The 15,298-nt window shown below is 62.3% G+C and carries 18 protein-coding genes; 9 read left to right on the top strand and 9 right to left on the bottom strand.

The genetic code is table 11. The annotated features are described in order from the left end of the window. Positions 1 to 108 precede the first annotated feature (108 nt). The gene (locus tag D6Z24_RS18625; protein ID WP_129128121.1) at positions 109 to 480 is read left to right on the top strand and encodes a pyridoxamine 5'-phosphate oxidase family protein; all 372 of its coding nucleotides are present in this window, start codon (positions 109 to 111) and stop codon (positions 478 to 480) included. Here D6Z24_RS18625 and dtd read toward each other — a convergent pair whose 3' ends face one another. From dtd to dapF, 5 genes are all read right to left on the bottom strand, one after another. Beyond that, positions 481 to 930, bottom strand: coding sequence for a D-aminoacyl-tRNA deacylase (gene dtd / locus D6Z24_RS18630; protein ID WP_129128122.1), 450 nt, complete (start codon positions 928 to 930; stop codon positions 481 to 483). Beyond that, a complete protein-coding gene (locus D6Z24_RS18635) occupies positions 930 to 1,445 on the bottom strand; it encodes an O-acetyl-ADP-ribose deacetylase (RefSeq protein ID WP_129128123.1) in 516 nt (171 codons plus the stop codon). The genes dtd and D6Z24_RS18635 overlap by 1 nt, the downstream gene beginning before the upstream one ends. Positions 1,446 to 1,468: 23 nt before the next feature. Continuing rightward, positions 1,469 to 2,320: a deoxyribonuclease IV gene (locus D6Z24_RS18640; RefSeq protein ID WP_129128124.1), complete on the bottom strand. Its 852-nt coding sequence runs from the start codon at positions 2,318 to 2,320 to the stop codon at positions 1,469 to 1,471. Beyond that, on the bottom strand, positions 2,320 to 2,754 hold the full coding sequence (locus tag D6Z24_RS18645; protein WP_129128125.1) for an HIT family protein: 435 nt from the start codon (positions 2,752 to 2,754) through the stop codon (positions 2,320 to 2,322). Before D6Z24_RS18645 ends, D6Z24_RS18640 begins: the two co-directional genes overlap by 1 nt. Positions 2,755 to 2,899: 145 nt before the next feature. After that, positions 2,900 to 3,736, bottom strand: coding sequence for a diaminopimelate epimerase (gene dapF, locus D6Z24_RS18650; protein WP_129128126.1), 837 nt, complete (start codon positions 3,734 to 3,736; stop codon positions 2,900 to 2,902). A gap of 134 nt (positions 3,737 to 3,870) precedes the next feature. Between dapF and D6Z24_RS18655 the strand changes: the two genes are divergently transcribed. The 3 genes from D6Z24_RS18655 to larE all read left to right on the top strand — a co-directional run bounded on the left by D6Z24_RS18655 (position 3,871) and on the right by larE (position 5,551). Beyond that, positions 3,871 to 4,080: a hypothetical protein gene (locus D6Z24_RS18655; RefSeq protein ID WP_129128127.1), complete on the top strand. Its 210-nt coding sequence runs from the start codon at positions 3,871 to 3,873 to the stop codon at positions 4,078 to 4,080. Positions 4,081 to 4,190: 110 nt separating this feature from the next. Next, positions 4,191 to 4,649: an RrF2 family transcriptional regulator gene (locus D6Z24_RS18660; protein WP_129128128.1), complete on the top strand. Its 459-nt coding sequence runs from the start codon at positions 4,191 to 4,193 to the stop codon at positions 4,647 to 4,649. A gap of 95 nt (positions 4,650 to 4,744) precedes the next feature. Next, positions 4,745 to 5,551, top strand: a complete 807-nt coding sequence (larE, locus tag D6Z24_RS18665; protein ID WP_129128129.1) for an ATP-dependent sacrificial sulfur transferase LarE — start codon at positions 4,745 to 4,747, stop codon at positions 5,549 to 5,551. A 1-nt stretch (position 5,552) separates the two neighbouring features. Here the strand turns inward: larE and D6Z24_RS18670 are convergent, their stop codons facing one another. Next, complete coding sequence (locus D6Z24_RS18670) at positions 5,553 to 5,975, bottom strand: Hsp20/alpha crystallin family protein (RefSeq protein WP_129128130.1); 423 nt, start codon at positions 5,973 to 5,975, stop codon at positions 5,553 to 5,555. 112 nt (positions 5,976 to 6,087) lie between these two features. Further along, positions 6,088 to 6,261, bottom strand: coding sequence for a hypothetical protein (locus D6Z24_RS21720; RefSeq protein ID WP_198419372.1), 174 nt, complete (start codon positions 6,259 to 6,261; stop codon positions 6,088 to 6,090). Positions 6,262 to 6,445: 184 nt separating this feature from the next. On the opposite strand from D6Z24_RS21720, the gene D6Z24_RS18675 reads away from it, so the two are divergent. The 3 genes from D6Z24_RS18675 to D6Z24_RS18685 are packed head-to-tail and all read left to right on the top strand — an operon-like array spanning position 6,446 to position 10,340. Then, positions 6,446 to 6,619, top strand: coding sequence for a DUF4177 domain-containing protein (locus D6Z24_RS18675; RefSeq protein WP_129128131.1), 174 nt, complete (start codon positions 6,446 to 6,448; stop codon positions 6,617 to 6,619). After that, positions 6,620 to 9,298 (top strand): DNA polymerase I, encoded by a 2,679-nt coding sequence (gene polA, locus D6Z24_RS18680; RefSeq protein ID WP_129128132.1) that lies wholly within the window; start codon positions 6,620 to 6,622, stop codon positions 9,296 to 9,298. A gap of 55 nt (positions 9,299 to 9,353) precedes the next feature. Then, positions 9,354 to 10,340 carry a PilZ-like domain-containing protein gene (locus D6Z24_RS18685; protein WP_129128133.1) on the top strand — a complete coding sequence of 329 codons (987 nt, stop codon included), beginning with the start codon at positions 9,354 to 9,356 and terminating at the stop codon, positions 10,338 to 10,340. Here D6Z24_RS18685 and D6Z24_RS18690 read toward each other — a convergent pair. Both D6Z24_RS18690 and D6Z24_RS18695 read right to left on the bottom strand, forming a co-directional pair. Continuing rightward, positions 10,324 to 11,175: an HDOD domain-containing protein gene (locus tag D6Z24_RS18690; protein WP_129128134.1), complete on the bottom strand. Its 852-nt coding sequence runs from the start codon at positions 11,173 to 11,175 to the stop codon at positions 10,324 to 10,326. The genes D6Z24_RS18685 and D6Z24_RS18690 overlap by 17 nt on opposite strands. 1 nt (position 11,176) lies before the next feature. Next, a complete protein-coding gene (locus D6Z24_RS18695; protein ID WP_246014729.1) occupies positions 11,177 to 13,042 on the bottom strand; it encodes a GspE/PulE family protein in 1,866 nt (621 codons plus the stop codon). A gap of 291 nt (positions 13,043 to 13,333) precedes the next feature. Here D6Z24_RS18695 and D6Z24_RS18700 point away from each other — a divergent pair, with 291 nt between their 5' ends. Together D6Z24_RS18700 and D6Z24_RS18705 are read left to right on the top strand one after the other, a co-directional pair. Beyond that, positions 13,334 to 14,041: a Smr/MutS family protein gene (locus D6Z24_RS18700; RefSeq protein WP_129128136.1), complete on the top strand. Its 708-nt coding sequence runs from the start codon at positions 13,334 to 13,336 to the stop codon at positions 14,039 to 14,041. 277 nt (positions 14,042 to 14,318) lie between these two features. Then, the gene (locus D6Z24_RS18705) at positions 14,319 to 15,221 is read left to right on the top strand and encodes an ROK family protein (RefSeq protein WP_198419587.1); all 903 of its coding nucleotides are present in this window, start codon (positions 14,319 to 14,321) and stop codon (positions 15,219 to 15,221) included. Positions 15,222 to 15,298: the final 77 nt, after the last annotated feature.

Here is a 15,298-nt window from a genome sequence, read left to right on the forward strand (position 1 = left end):
TCCTCATTGGTGGTGCGGCGGCTCTCATGTGGGCGATGGACAAAGCTTTCGAGCCTGCTAGATTATCATAGTGGTTCAACAGCTTAAAGGAAAAAGGGGGCGGAACTCATGAAACTTGCGGAACTGTTTCCGGAGGGTGGGCGCGGCATTATCGGAACCGCTGATGCGAACGGCGTGGTCAACCTCGCCGTCTTTGCCCTGCCGCACGTGGTGGACGAGGAGACCCTGGCCTGGGGCTTCAGCGAGGGGCGCAGCATCGAGAACCTGAGGCAGAACCCGCACGCGAGCTACCTCTATCTCGCGCCTTCCAGGGGGTACAGCGGCTGGAGGCTTACCCTGACCATGACCGAGGAGAAAGGGGAAGGGGAACTTTTGAACGAGATAAAGGAGCGGACCGCGCTGGTGGCGAGCCCGCAGGCAAGCGCGCAGGTGAGCCGGGTGGCGTATTTCAAGGTGGACGAGGTGCGTCCGCTCATGTGATTACCGGGTGCGCGGGGTCTCCAGGATGAAGGTGACCGGGCCGTCGTTCACGAGCGACACCTCCATATCCGCCTGGAAGATCCCGCTTTGCACCGGGACGCCGAGTTCCCAGACCTTTCCCATGAAGTAGCTGTAGAGGCGGTTCGCCTCGGCCGGGTCGGCCGCGGTGTCGAACGAGGGGCGCCTCCCCTTGGAGCAGTTCCCCGCCAGGGTGAACTGCGAGACCGCCAGCATCTCCCCCTTCACTTCGGCCAGGGCCAGGTTCATCTTCCCCTGTTCGTCGGTGAAGATCCTGAGGTTCACGATCTTCTCGGCCAGCCAGTCCGCCTGTTTGCAGCCGTCGCCGATCTCGACGCCGAGCAGTACCAGGATGCCGTGGCCGATCTCGCCCACCACCTTGCCGTCCACCCGCACGCTCGCCGTTTTCACCCTCTGGATCACAGCCTTCACTAAAAAACCTCCTCCGTCGTTTCCCGGTAGATCTCGGCCGCCTCCGGTGAGAAGGCGACGAAGACGATGCGTGCGAGCTCGGGAGAGCTCTCGAGCGCCGACTTCGCTTCCTCCAGCGCGATGCGGCAGGCCGGACGCATGGGATAGCCGTAGACCCCGGTGCTGATGGCGGGGAAGGCTATCGTCGTCAGCCCGTTTTCGCGGGCGAGGCGGTAGCAGTTGCGGTAGCAGGAGCGCAGAAACGCGGGTTCGCCGTGGTTACCCCCCTGCCAGACCGGCCCCACCGTGTGGATCACGTGGCGCGCCGGGAGGCGGTACCCCGCCGTGATGCGTGCCTCACCGGTCGGGCACCCCCCGATGGTGCGGCACTCGGCCAAAAGTCCCGGCCCGGCGGCCCGGTGGATGGCGCCGTCGACGCCCCCGCCGCCCAAAAGCGAGCTGTTGGCCGCGTTCACGATGGCGTCCACCGCGAGCTTCGTGATGTCACCCTGGAAGATCTCCACCTTCTCGCGCATGCTAACCCCCTTTGCAGGGCCGATCAGCTTTCGACCAGGCTCCGCAGCAGTTTCAGGTTCACCGCATCCATCTCGTCGTCGTCCCCCTTGGGTGTCTCGATCACCTTCGGGACCAGCGCGAAGTGCGGGTCGTTCATGATGAGGCGGAACGCCTCGAGCCCGAGAGCTCCGGCGCCGATGTGCTCGTGGCGGTCCACCTTGCAGCCGAGCCCCTTTCTCGAGTCGTTCAGGTGGAAGGCCATGAGCCGCTCGATCCCCAAAAGGGCGTCGAACTCGTCGAAGGTCTCGCGGTAGCCGTCCCGGTCGGCGATGGGGTAGCCCGAGGCGAAGGCGTGGCAGGTGTCGAAGCATACGCCGAAGCGGGTCGGGTACGAGGAGCCTTCGATGATGGCCTTCAGGTGCTGGAATTGGTAGCCAAGGTTGCTCCCCTGACCGGCGGTGTTTTCCAGGAGCACCTTGCCGGTGAACTCCGGAACCTCGGCAAAGAGCTGGTCGAAGGCCTCGCAGACGCGCCGCAGGCCGGTCTCTTCGCCGTCGCCGTTGTGAGAGCCTGGGTGCATGACGATTTTGTCGATGCCTAGCTTCGCGCAGCGCTGCAACTCCTCCCGGAAGGCTAAGAGGCTCTTGTCCTTCACGTCCCCCGGGGCGGCCGCCAGGTTGATCAGGTAGATGTCGTGGCTCATGGCGCCGGCGATGCCGCTGGCGGCGAGCTTGTCCCTGAAGAGCTGCGCGTCGGCGTCCGAGATCGCCTTGCCGCGCCACTGGTTCGCGTTCTGGGTGAAGACCTGTATGAACCCGCATCCCGCGGCCACGCCGCGATCGACGGCGTTATGGATGCCTCCCGAGATGGAGACGTGTGCGCCCAGAAGATCCATTACCGCTCCCCCTTTGCGCCGAGTTTCTCCAGGTGGGTCCGGATCAGCGCCGCCCGTTCCAGGTACTCCTCGCTTTTCAGGATCAGCTCCTGGTGCGGCTCGCTCCAGTGCGGGCGCGGCCAGAGTGGATCCGCCGAGCGGCGCGGCACGACGTGCCAGTGCATGTGGGGCGCCATGTTGCCGAGCAGCTCGTAGTTTATCTTGTCCGGGGTGAACGCGTTGAAAAGCGCCTCGGCGACGGCGCAAACCTCCGCCATGACGCCGTTGCGGACCGCTTCGTCCAGATGGAAGAGCTCCGTTACGTGTGTCTTCGTATAGACGAAGCAGTAGCCGGGGAAGAACTGGTCACGGTTCAGGGAAACCAGGGTGTGTTCCAGCTCGACGACCCGCTGGTCCTCGTCGTCTTCCCACTTGGTGCAGATGGGGCAGGGCATAGGAATCCTCTTTCAATTGACAATTGACGGTTGACAATTGACAACGGGAACCGTGTCGCGGTCCCCGCTCTGCCATTGCCGTGTCATCCTTGATGCGTGTTGTTGCCGGTAATTTTCAATTGTCCATTGTCAATCGTCAATTAGTTCACAATTCGATTTCGCCGCTGAACACCTCGACGGCGGGGCCGGTCATGTAGATGTTGCCGTCCTCGCTCCACTCCATCTCGAGGTCGCCCCCCAGCAGGTGGTTCACTATCTTCTTCTCGGTGAGCCCGTTCAGGATGCAGGCCGCGGTCACGGCACTGGAGCCGGTGCCGCAGGCGAGCGTTTCGCCGGCACCGCGTTCCCAGGTCCGCTGGCGTACCTCGGTGCGGGAGATGATCTGGACGAATTCCACGTTGGTCCGGCGCGGGAAGAGCTCGTGGTTCTCGATGATCGGGCCGTACTTCTCTACCGGGAAGTTGCCGACGTCGTCCACGAAGATGACGCAGTGCGGGTTCCCCATCGAGGCGCAGGTGATGTTGAAGGTGGAATGCAGCACGTTGAGCGGCTGGCTCACCACCTTCTCGTCCGGGTTCCCGAGCATCGGGATCTCCTTCCTGGTGAGGCGAGGCGGCCCCATGTTGACCCGCACCTTCTCAACCTTGTCGCCGCTGTCGGTGAAGAGCTGGAGGGTGAGGATGCCGGCACCCGTCTCGGCGGTGATCTCCTTCTTGGAGACGATGCCGTGGTCGTAGGCGTACTTGGCGACGCAGCGGATGCCGTTGCCGCACATCTCGCTCTCGGAGCCGTCGGAGTTGAACATGCGCATCCTGACGTCGGCCACCTCGCTCGGCATGATGAGGATGAGGCCGTCGGAGCCTATGCCGAAGTTGCGGTTGGAAACCTTGATGGCAGCAGCGGCGGGATCCTGCACCGTTTCTTTAAAGCAGTCGACGTAGACGTAATCGTTGCCTGCGCCCTGCATCTTTGTGAATTTCATAGAGAAAGCCCCCCGGGGATAATGTCCTCTCTAAATAGCAAAAAGCGCCCCCGGCAACAAGCGAAAACGGGTGGCGCTTGACCGCCCCGTATACTTTTCAGTAAGATCATGAGAAAAATCGGGACGGAGGTCTAATGGAAATCAAGAACAAGATCTGGATGAACGGCAGTCTGGAGTGGTACGCCTACATCGACGACGCAGAGGTGTTCCTCGGGAGCAGGGAGGTGCCGACGCCGCTAGAGGAAGGGGACAAGTGGACCAACGTCTACGGTGACGTGTTCCAGGTAATCGACGGTTTCATCGTTCTCTTGGAAAGGGTTGAGCCTCCGCAGCGTTACTGGTGATATGCCGCGTGTTTGAGGGGGTAAATTCAGACATACGATTGTTTATATTGTTGACACGAAAAATGTGGTATTGTATCTTCGCTTAACACAAAACAGTGGGAGATACAGCCATGAGACTTTCGACCAAAAGCCGTTACGGCTTGAGGGCTCTTTTCGACATCGCATACAACGCCGGGAGTCAGCCCGCCCAGATCCAGGACATCTCGCGCCGGCAGGACATCTCGCCGCGTTACCTCGAGCAGATCTTCCAGGGGCTCAAGAAGCACGGCATCCTGAAGAGCAAGCGCGGGCCGCAGGGGGGGTACTGCCTCGCCAAAAGCCCGGAAGAGATCACGGTACGCGCCGTCATCGAGGCTACCGAGGGGGACACCCTGATCGTGGACTGCGCGGGGCGGAGAAAGGGGGAGTGCGGCTTCGACGGAAGCTGTGTGACCCAGACGGTCTGGGAGGAGTCGAACTCCAGGCTGAACGAGTTCTTCGAGTCGGTGACGCTGAAGACCCTGTGCGACAGGGGCGAGGCGATCGGCATCAAGCGGGAGCAGGACCACCGCTTCATGTACTTCATCTGACAAAGACAACGAAAAGTAATGCGACTGCAGCCGCGGCGCACCTGCTGTGACTGCAGGTGGGGACGCCACGTCTGACGGTGCTATCAAGAGGAAAGATGGGCACTCCCCAGGAAAAATACCGCAAGCTGCAGGAGATCCTGCGCGAAATGGGTTCGGTCCTCGTCGCCTTCTCGGGCGGGGTCGACTCCACCTTTTTGCTCAAGGCGGCCTGCGACACGCTCGGAACCGGGCGCGTCCTTGCCGTCACCGCCACTTCCCCCACCTATCCGGAATCGGAGCTGAACGAGGCCAAGCGTCTGGCCGTTGCCATCGGCGCGACGCAGATCCTCGTCGAATCCAACGAACTGGAAATACCGGGATTCAGCCATAACCCCAAGGACCGCTGCTACCACTGCAAGAGCGAGCTCTTCCGCATCTGCAGCGACAAGGCGCGCGAGAAAGGCTTCTCCTTTGTCGCCGACGGCAGCAACACCGACGACCTGGGGGATTACCGCCCGGGGCGGGTCGCCGCCTGCGAACTCAAGGTGCGCTCGCCGCTGCTCGAGGCGGAGCTCTCCAAATCCGACATCCGGGAACTCTCCCGGGGGCTCGGCCTTCCCACCTGGGACAAGCAGGCCTACGCCTGCCTGGCGAGCCGTTTCCCGTACGGAACCGAGATCACCGAGCAGAGGTTGAACCAGGTCGAGCGCTGCGAGGAGTTTTTAAAGGGAGAGGGATTCCGCGTGTACCGGGTGCGCTTCCACCTGGAGAGCGCGCGCATCGAGCTCTCCGAGGATGAGTTGCCGCGCATGCTCGAGCCGGCGCTGCGCCGGCGCACCCTCGACTTCTTCAGGCAGGCCGGGTTCACCTACGTCTCACTCGACCTGCAGGGATACCGTACCGGCAGCATGAACGAGGGGTGATTTAGGCAAGCTCCACGGTGATGGTCTTGGGGATGGTGATGGTGAGGACGCCGCTGTCGCAGCTCGCATTGAGATGCGCGAGGTCGAAGTCGGCGGGAATGGCGAAGCTTCTCTGGAATGGGCCGAAGTAGCGCTCGATGCGGTGGAAGTTCTCCTTGCGGATCTCCTCACCGTGCTTTCTTTCACCCTTGATGGTCAGGGTCTGCTCCTCGGCCCTGATGTCGATGTCGTCGAGCTCCACATCGGGGAGCTCCACCTTGATGGTGACCGCGGCGTTGCTCTCGTAGACGTCGGCGGGGGGCTGCCAGACGCCCTCCCTGATCTCCTCACCCACCTCGCGCGTCCAGGCCAGGTCCAGCAGCCGGTTCATCTTGTCCTGCATGCTTCTCAGTTCACTCAGCGGGTTGTACCTGACGATCGCCATCTCTTTCCTCCGGATGATGCGCCGGCATGGCGCATATTGCCAAACCTAAACCGCAAATTTAAGGGGAGGGAGCCGTTCTCTCAAGCCCCCTCCCCGTAGCTTCCTTCTCCTTTTAAATCCGCTTTCCCTTGGGTACGGTGTGTTTCAGTTTCTTGGAGCCATCATACAGGTGCTGTTTCACCTGCTCTCTTTGTGCCTTCAAGTCCTTTTTCTCGTAGTCGACTGCCAGGTTAACTTCCATCTGTTGCGCCAATTGGTCGATGGTCTCTTCGTCGTTTCTTGCCATGCTGGCTCCCCTTTTGCCTGGTTGGTTGACATCGAAAACCTAACTGCCTGAACTTGTTGCACCCCCTTTTAGTTTTTTGAGAATCATAACAGTTTGACCCTTTTTTGCAACAGAACATTTCGCCTTGAAGCACAAGGGTTTATCGGATAATATGGCGCGGAAATGCCAATCATGAGGAGTATTTATGCTGCAGTACAAGGTCGTCGAGATAAGCCACGTTTCGGAGGACACCATCGAGGAGGCGCTCAACGAATGGACCCGCAAGGGGTGGAAATTCGACGCCATGCAGTTCGCCATGCGGGACGCGAGCAAGCGTCCGTCCATGGCCTTCGTCGTCTTCACCAAAGAGGAGAACTAGGTGGCCGCTGAAAGAGAGACCCTGTACCTTCTGGACGGTTCATCCTATATCTACCGCGCCTACTTCGCCATACGCCACCTGAGCTCGCCCAACGGCTTTCCCACCAACGCGCTTTACGGCTTTACGCAGATGCTTCTGAAGGTGATGAAGGACCGGGCCCCGGCCCACGTGGCGGTTATTTTCGACGCCGGCAAGCACACCTTCAGAAACGAACTCTTCCCCGCCTACAAGGCGACCCGAAGCGCCATGCCCGAGGACCTAGCCCAGCAGATCGCGCCGATCAAGCAGATGGTGCGCGCCTTCAACATCCCCGCGCTGGAGCTCACCGGATGGGAGGCCGACGACATCATCGGGACCATCGCCAAAAAGGCCGAGAGTGCGGGGCTCGACTGCGTCGTGGTCACCGGCGACAAGGACCTGATGCAGATCGTCACCGAGCACGTGACCCTGCTGGACACCATGAAGGATAAAAGCTTCGGCATCCCCGACGTCATCGAGAAGTTCGGCGTCGAACCGGCGCGGGTGGTGGACGTGCTTGCGCTCTGGGGGGATACCTCCGACAATATCCCCGGCGTCCCCGGCGTCGGCGAGGTGACCGCGAAGAAGCTCCTGCAGGAGTACGGCACGCTGGACGAACTCTTGGCGCGCGCCGGCGAGGTGAAGGGGAAGACCGGCGAGCGGCTCGTCGAGTTCGCGGACCAGGCGCGTCTTTGCCGCACCCTGGCGACCATCGACTGCAACGTCCCCATCGAGTACGACATCGACGACTTCGCAGTGACCCCGCCGGACAACCGGCGCCTCGCCGCGCTCTTCAGGGAATACGGCTTCGCGACCCTTTTGAAGGATCTCACCAGTTCGCCTACGCTCTCCTGCGAGCGCTATTCCGTCGTCCTCACCGAGGACGAGCTGCGCGCGCTGGTGGAGAAGCTCGAGAAGGCTCCCGCCTTCGCCATAGATCTGGAAACCACGAGCCTCAACCCTTACGAGGCGCGCATAGTGGGTTACGCGGTGAGCTGCCACGGGCACGAGGCGTACTACATCCCGGTCGGACACCGCTACCTCGGGGCGCCAGAACAGCTCTCAGACGAGCTGGTGCTGCAGCTTCTGGGGCCGCTCCTCGCCGACCCGAACCGCAAGAAGATCGGCCAGAACCTCAAGTACGACTACCAGGTGCTGAAGCTCTCCGGCACCGAAATGGCCGGGATCTGGTGCGACACCATGCTCGCCGCCTACCTGGTGAACCCGGCGCGCAACAGCCAGGGGCTCGACGCCTTGGCCCTCGAGTACCTGGACCACCGCATGATCTCCTACTCCGAAGTGGTGGGAAGCGGCAAGTGCGAGCTGAACTTCTCCGAGGTCGACTTGGACCGGGCCGGACCCTATTCCTGCGAGGATGCCGACGCGACCTTCCTTTTGCACGAGATCCTGCTTCCCAAGGTGCGCGAGCAGGGGATGGAAAAGCTCCTCTTCGAGGTCGAGATGCCGCTCATGGGGATCCTGGCCGACATGGAGCTGCAAGGGGTGAAGCTCGACGTGGAGCTTTTGAAGGAGCTCTCGGCCGGTTTCGGCCAGCAGCTGATCGAGCTCGAGGCGAAGATCCACGCGCACTGCGGCGGCCCCTTCAACATCAACTCCCCGAAACAGCTGGGCGAGATGCTCTTCGGGCGGATGGGGCTGGCTTCCGGGAAGAAGACCAAGGGGAAGACGGCCTGGTCCACCAACGTGGAGGAGCTGGAGCGCCTTGCCGAGGAACACGAGGTGGCGCGGCTCCTGCTGCAGTACCGCAGCATCTCGAAGCTCAAGTCGACCTACACCGACGCGCTGCCGCGGCTCATCGATGCCAAGACCGGAAGGGTGCACACCTCCTACAACCAGGCGGTCACCAACACCGGCAGGCTCTCCTCCTCGGACCCGAACCTGCAGAACATACCGGTGCGCGGCGAGGAGGGACGCGGCATCCGGCGCGCCTTCATCGCCGAGCCGGGGAGCCTGATCCTTTCCGCGGACTACTCCCAGATCGAGTTGAGGGTGCTTGCGCACCTCTCGGGCGACCGGGTGCTCTGCGACGCCTTCGCGGCCGGCGAGGACATCCACCGCCGCACCGCGGCCGAAGTATTCGGCATGTTCCCGGAACTGGTGACCTCAGAGATGAGGCGCCAGGCCAAGGTGATCAACTTCGGCGTCATCTACGGCCAGGGGGCTTTCTCCCTCGCCAAGGAGCTGGGGGTCCCCCCCAAGCAGGCGAAGGCCTTCATCGACAGCTACTTCGAGCGGCACGCGGGGGCGCGGAGCTTTCTCGACAGCTGCATCGCCGAGGCGGAGACCTGCGGCTTCGTCACGACGATCCTGGGGAGGAGGCTGCAGATCCCGGAGATCGCCAGCAAAAACGGCAACGTGCGCGCCTTCGCGCAGCGCAACGCCACCAACTACCCGATACAGGGTTCTGCGGCGGACATCATCAAGGCCGCCATGATCCGGGTCTCGCACCGCATGCAGGAAGAGCAGGTGCAAAGCCGCCTGATCATGCAGGTGCACGACGAACTGGTCTTCGAGGTGCCCGAACACGAGCGGGAGCTGATGGAGGAACTGGTGCGCACGGAGATGGAGGGGGCGCTGCCGCTTGCCGTGCCGCTCAAGGTCGATTTGAACTTCGGCCTCAACTGGAGCGAAGCCCACTAAGCTTTTGGCGTGCGGCGCCGAAGAGCTTTCTATTGCATATGACAGCGGAGGAAGTATGGCCCAGGAGCTGGAACAGTACGCAAGGTACTTCCACGAGGGGGAGCGGATCCGGGTGGGGATCCCCATGGAAGGGGGCGGCTGGTTCCCCGAGTGGGGCGTGGTCGCCACGCTGGACGACGATCTCCTTTTGGTCGACCTGTCGCGCGACCAGCTACCTGAGGAGGCGCAGTTAAGGACCGGGGAGACCCTGAACGTCGGCATCCCGGAGAACGAGGGGGGGGTGACCTGTCGCGCCGTCCTCGTGAGCGACGAGACGGCGGAGCACCGACTGGTGCTGCGTCTGGTGGATGACGTCTATTCGTTCGAGCCGCGCGAGTACTACCGTCAGGACGTCTACCTGCCGCTCGACTTCCGGCTCCCCTTGAGCCAGATCGAGGCGGACGTGAAGCAGCGTTGGTTGAAGCGCCGCCTGGAGATGGAGTTCGCGGCGCAGACCCCGGAGCCGGGCGAGCCCGAGGAACTCGAGGACAGCAGGGAGGAGATCAGGGCGCGGCTTGAAAAACGCAAGGAAGCCCCTCCCGTGGTCGCCAACATGTCAGGCGGGGGGCTGCGCATCAACATCAACCGGAAGATGATCGTGGGGCAGTTCATCGAGCTGAGCCTCTACCTTCCCGGCGCACCGAGGCTCATCGAGATCGTGGGTGAGGTGGTGGAGGTGCGCGAGCTGCCGGATTCCACCCGTTTCAGCACGGCGGTGAAGTACCGCTTCATCGACGAGACGGACCGGGACCGGCTCATCGGCTACATACAGGGGCAGCAGCTAAGGCAGCTCGCCCAGAATCCCCGGGTGCTTCCCGAGCCGGAGCCGGTCGTCTCACCGTGGGTGCGGCGCCTGCAGGTGGCGTTCGCCCTGATCCTGCTTACCGCCTTCATCGGGTGCCAGGTGCGCGCCATCCTGGTGGCGAAGGAGCGCGGCGAGAAGTGGGAGGTGCAGCGGATTTTCGACGAGGGGTTCATCGACTTCCTCAAGCGGCAGAGGTGACCATCTCCATGGCGTCCTCTATCATGATTTCCAGCTCGGCTAGCATGATCTCCTTGATTCCCAATCCCTGAGCCTCGGAGGTCGCGGCGAGCATCAGGTTCGGCTCCGGCGTCCCCCCCAGTCCAAGTTTCCTGCAGGCGTGGTCCACCAGGCGCACGAGGCTTAAAAGCACGTTCCCCGTCTCCTCCAGATCCTTGTGGTGGTCCCGCACGATGTTGCAGTAAACCTCGGGTAGGTTCCACTTCTGCATCAGCTGGTAACCCGATTCGGTGTGCATGGCCGCGATGATCTCGTTGGTGAGTTCCCGCGACACCCCCCTTTGCTCGCCGTCGGTCAGCGCGATCCCCTCCAGAACTTTCAGTATCAGCAGGCTCCCGATGTCGTGAAGCAGCCCCGCGATGAACCCTTCCTGGGCGAGGTTCCGGTAACCGTTTTTCTCACACAGCCAGCGCGTGCCGATGGCGCAGCCGATGGCGTGTTTCCAGAGCACCTGGGCGTGTGACTTGAGCTCTGGGTGGGTCAGGCTGTTGTAGCTGTGCTGCTGCGAGGCGAGCATGGCGACGCTCGCCACCTCGCGCGTTCCGAGCCGCACCACGGCGTCGGTAATCGTCGTTACCTTGGCGAGCCCGCTGAAGAAGGCCGAGTTCGCAAGCCTCAGCACTTGGCTCGTCAGCGCCTGATCCTTGATGATCAGCGCCACCACCTGGTCGATGCTGAAATCCTTACCGGAGAGGATCCCCTGCAGCTTGACGGCGATCGGGTGGAACACGGGGAGGTTCAGGGTTTCACTTTCGAGCTGTTCCTTCACTACCTCAACGAAAGGCCTCTCGTGCATGTCATTCCCCCAAAAGGCGCCTGATCTCTGCGATCGGGCGTGGTTTGCCGATCCTCGGCAGAAGCCGTACCGCGTCGTGCAGGGAGACCTCTCCCCGGGCCGCCTTGCAAAGCCCCGATTCGAGAAGCGTCACCATGCCGGTCGTCTCCGTGGAGATCTTCCTGATCTCGTAGGAGGTCTTCTTGCTAAGGATGGCGTCTTTCACCAGTTCGTTCAGGATCAGCATCTCGAAGACGCCGACCCGGCCCCGGTAACCGCTGTAGCGGCACTTGCTGCACCCGCGGCCCACCTTGAACTCGGCCCCGCGCAGATCGGCGTTGCTGTAGCCGATCCGGCGCAGTTCGGTTGGGTTGGGGAGGTAGGGTTCGGCGCATTCCGGGCAGACCCGGCGCAGCAGGCGCTGCGCAAGGACGCAGACCACGGTGGAGGCGATCAGGAAGGCCTCGATCTCCATGTTCATCAGGCGCAAAAGGCCGCCTACGCTGTCCTCGGTGTGGAAGGTGGTGAGCACCTTATGTCCGGTGAGCGCAGCCTGGATCGCGATTTCGGCGGAGAAGTTGTCGCGGATCTCGCCGAGGACGATGATGTCCGGGTCCTGGCGCACGATGTGGCGCAGGGTCTCCTCGAAGGTGACGCCGATCTTCTGGTTGATGGAGCACTGGGCGATCCCCTCTATGACGTACTCGACCGGCTCCTCGGCGGTGACGATGCTGGTGGAGAGCTCGTTCAAGTGCTGTACGCAGCTGTACAGGGTCGATGTCTTGCCGCTGCCGGTGGGACCGGTGACGATGAGCACGCCGCTCGGGGTGTCGACCGCGTCGTCGATGAAGCGCTCGAGCATGCGTGCCGGCATACCGATCTCCTTGAGATCGAGGAGCTCCCCTTTCATGCTCAGAAGGCGGAGGACGATCTTTTCGCCGTGGATGGTGATGTAGAAGGAGACCCGCATGTCGAGGGTGGCGCCCGTCTTCGGGCTTTCGTAGCAGATTCTGCCGTCCTGGTGCCTTCTCCTCTCCGCGATGTCCGCCTCGGCCATGACCTTGATCCTGCTGCTTAAGGGAAGCGCCAGCTCCTTGGCGAAGTCCTTGTACAGGATCAGCATGCCGTCGCGCCGGAAACGGACACGGAGCATCCCCCTCATCGGCTCGATGTGGATGTCGCTTGCCCCTTCCTTGAGCGCCTCCTCGAAGATGGAGTTGACGATGCCGGTCACGGTGTGTTCGTCGGTGGCGGTGCCGTCCCCCTGGATGATGCCGCGCTTCAAAAGGGTAAAGGCGTCGCGGATCGCCTTCATGGTGCAAATGGCGAAGACGGTGTTCGGGCCGAACAGCTTTTCCGCGGTCTTTCTCCCTTCCATGTTCAAGGGGTCGGCGATGGCGACCGTCACCCGCCCGCCTTCCTCTTTGACCGGAACGAAGTTGTGCTGCGAGAGCCAGTGCTGGGGCACCTTGGCGAGAAGGGAACGGTCGATGTCGGCGGCGTCGAGGTCGATGAAGGGAAAGCCGAGCTGGAAGGCGAGCACCTCGGCCAGGGTGTACTCCTCGATGAAACGCTGCTCCACCAGGATCTCTCCAAGCATCTTGCAGTTGTCGCCGTCGCGCTGGATGCCGAGTGCCGCCTGCAACTCGGCCGGTTTCAGGTAGCCGAGTTCCACCAGCAGGGCTCCAAGCTTCACCGAAACGATGTTGTTGCGCAGCGTCTCGCGCAGTTGCTCACGGGTGAAAAAGCCGAGTTCGAGCAGCACGGCGATCAGCGTCCTCGGCGTGACGAGCTTTCCCTTCACCCGCTGGGCGTAGGAGAGCTGTTGCTCCGCAAGTTGTCCGGACTTGACCATCAGGGACGCTATTTCCAGGCCGGAATCGACCATACCGTCTTTTCGGGTCGTCTCATTCTGATAGTTGCAGCTCTCCATGGATCTTCCCCCGCACAGGCGCGACACCCAGCAGACCGCGGCCGTGGACACTCTTCGTTGACATCCGCCCAAAAACCTTGGTAGTATACCATGCCGATTGGAGGGGGCTAATATTTCTGCCGTCTGAGAAGGCGCAGGGATATTTCTTTGAAATCAACAAAAACAGCAGCTTATGCTGGCGCAGATCTTGAGGTTGCACCGGGTCGGACCGCAGGCAGAGCAGAAGACAGGGAAGGACTCCGCTGCATGAAAAATAAAGAGAAGCAGAAACCGAAGCAGAAAGAGTTCAGTTCGTCCCCCTTCCAGGCGCTCAAAGGGGCCTCCGTTGAAGTGCGTAGTGCAGCGGCGCCACCTCCCCGGAAAAAGGAGGAGCCTGCCGTCAAGAGCGGGCAGGAGCTCTCCGACGAGATGCTCTTTTTCGAGGCGGTCTCCGGCGTGAAACGTCTTGCCGGCACGCCCGCCGCGGCTCCCGCCAAGGTGAAGGAGCATCAGGCGGCGAAGATCCGGCGTGATGAGGAAGATCAGAACCTGTTCCTGAAGGCGCTGGATGCCTTGAAGCTCGACGTCCGGTTTGAGGATCAGTTGCACGAGGAAGACCCCGTGCCGCGTCCGGCTCCGGTGAACCGGATGCGCCAGGTGCGCCGCGGCGGGATCAGGCTCGACTTCCAGCTCGACCTGCACGGCCTGACCAGGGACGAGGCGCTTGAGAACCTGGAGCGTTTCGTCAAGGGGGCGTACAACCGCGGTCAGAAAGGGGTGCTCGTCATCACCGGCAAGGGGAACAACTCCCCGGGGGAGCCGGTGCTGAAGATGGCCGTGGCCAAGTGGCTCAGGGATAACGGCAAGGGGATGGTCGCCGAATGCGTTCAGGCTCCCAACGACATGGGGGGGAGCGGAGCGATCGTGGTCTTTTTGAAGGAGAAAAAGGTGGAGCCGGAGGAGAGCGGGGAGTAGGGCTGGTTCCACAGCCGCCTCATCGCGCAATGCGGCATCATCCGTTCATTTAGTTGACCTCTCGCCCCCTTTGGGGGCTTTTCTGTTCCTGACCAATGGCGCCTCTATCCGCACATCCCCCTCTCCCCCCGGGAGAGGGCAGGGTGAGGGCGGCGGCAGTTGAAAGTCTCTCGCTTCGTGGCGACGCCCTCACCCGCCCTTTGGGCACCCTCTCCCGGAGGGAGAGGGGATCCGGGAAGAGCTGATCCGACTTCCGCTTCATTCAGGAGTAATCAAAATGCCGGAAATGCAGAGCTACCGCATCGGGATCGATCTGGGCGGGACCAAGACTGAAGGCGTTCTTCTCGACTCGAGGGATACTGTGCTCACGCGGGAGCGCCGCGCGACGCCGCTGGCCGAGGGGTACCAGGCGATCGTCGAGTCGGTGGTGCGGCTCGTGCGCGACCTCGCTTCCCGCGTTCCGAGCGGTGCCGCCTGCACCGTCGGCATCGGCATACCCGGCTCGGTCGATGAAGTCTCCGGCCTCGTGCGCAATGCGAACTCGGTATGCCTCATCGGGCGCCCCTTTCAGGCGGACCTGGAGCGGCTTCTACAACGGAGGATCGCCGTCCGTAACGATGCGGACTGCTTCACTCTTGCCGAGTGCCGCAAGGGAGCGGGGGCGGGTTACCGGCTCGTATTCGGCGTCATCATGGGAACCGGGTGCGGCGGAGGGATCTGCCTGGATGGTGTGGTGCGCGAGGGGCCGCACCGTATCAGCGGGGAGTGGGGGCACATATCCATAGACCCGGCCGGTGCCGTGTGCTACTGCGGCAACCGCGGCTGCATTGAGACCAAGATCAGCGGCTCCGGAGTCGAGGCTGCCTACCTCACGCGTAACGGCACGAGCCTCACCATGGAGGAGATCGTGGCGGGGGCGCGTAGAGGCGAGCCACGGGCCCTGGTGGCCTTCAACACCTTCCTCGACGACTTCGGCCGCAGCCTGGGCGGGCTCATCTCCATCCTCGACCCGGACGCCGTGGTCCTTGGAGGCGGGCTATCCAACATCGATGAACTGTACGAGGCCGGCCTGGAAAGGGTGCGTCACTACGTATTCCACAACGACCTGCGCACGCCGATCCTGAGGCACCGGCTGGGGGATTCCGCCGGAGTTTTCGGGGCTGCCTGGATCGGTATCTGATTGGGTGCTGTTGCGTTTGAAATTGTTAACGTTACTATATTCTGGTTTTCATAAGACCCCTTGAAAGGTGGTGCCCC

The organism is Geomonas oryzae, assembly GCF_004117875.1.
GTDB lineage: Bacteria > Desulfobacterota > Desulfuromonadia > Geobacterales > Geobacteraceae > Geomonas > Geomonas oryzae.

Bases quoted from the DNA above. Each gene is read 5' to 3' on its own strand.
- D6Z24_RS18645 (WP_129128125.1), bottom strand. From the start codon at position 2,754: ATGCCCTGCCCCATCTGCACCAAGTGGGAAGACGACGAGGACCAGCGG.
- D6Z24_RS18655 (WP_129128127.1), top strand. From the start codon at position 3,871: ATGGAAATCAAGAACAAGATCTGGATGAACGGCAGTCTGGAGTGGTAC.
- D6Z24_RS18660 (WP_129128128.1), top strand. From the start codon at position 4,191: ATGAGACTTTCGACCAAAAGCCGTTACGGCTTGAGGGCTCTTTTCGAC.
- D6Z24_RS18685 (WP_129128133.1), top strand. From the start codon at position 9,354: ATGGCCCAGGAGCTGGAACAGTACGCAAGGTACTTCCACGAGGGGGAG.
- larE (WP_129128129.1), top strand. From the start codon at position 4,745: ATGGGCACTCCCCAGGAAAAATACCGCAAGCTGCAGGAGATCCTGCGC.
- D6Z24_RS18625 (WP_129128121.1), top strand. From the start codon at position 109: ATGAAACTTGCGGAACTGTTTCCGGAGGGTGGGCGCGGCATTATCGGA.
- D6Z24_RS18670 (WP_129128130.1), bottom strand. From the start codon at position 5,975: ATGGCGATCGTCAGGTACAACCCGCTGAGTGAACTGAGAAGCATGCAG.
- D6Z24_RS18675 (WP_129128131.1), top strand. From the start codon at position 6,446: ATGCTGCAGTACAAGGTCGTCGAGATAAGCCACGTTTCGGAGGACACC.
- D6Z24_RS18700 (WP_129128136.1), top strand. From the start codon at position 13,334: ATGAAAAATAAAGAGAAGCAGAAACCGAAGCAGAAAGAGTTCAGTTCG.
- D6Z24_RS18705 (WP_198419587.1), top strand. From the start codon at position 14,319: ATGCCGGAAATGCAGAGCTACCGCATCGGGATCGATCTGGGCGGGACC.
- D6Z24_RS18690 (WP_129128134.1), bottom strand. From the start codon at position 11,175: ATGCACGAGAGGCCTTTCGTTGAGGTAGTGAAGGAACAGCTCGAAAGT.
- D6Z24_RS18640 (WP_129128124.1), bottom strand. From the start codon at position 2,320: ATGGATCTTCTGGGCGCACACGTCTCCATCTCGGGAGGCATCCATAAC.
- dapF (WP_129128126.1), bottom strand. From the start codon at position 3,736: ATGAAATTCACAAAGATGCAGGGCGCAGGCAACGATTACGTCTACGTC.
- D6Z24_RS18695 (WP_246014729.1), bottom strand. From the start codon at position 13,042: ATGGTCGATTCCGGCCTGGAAATAGCGTCCCTGATGGTCAAGTCCGGA.
- D6Z24_RS18635 (WP_129128123.1), bottom strand. From the start codon at position 1,445: ATGCGCGAGAAGGTGGAGATCTTCCAGGGTGACATCACGAAGCTCGCG.
- D6Z24_RS21720 (WP_198419372.1), bottom strand. From the start codon at position 6,261: ATGGCAAGAAACGACGAAGAGACCATCGACCAATTGGCGCAACAGATG.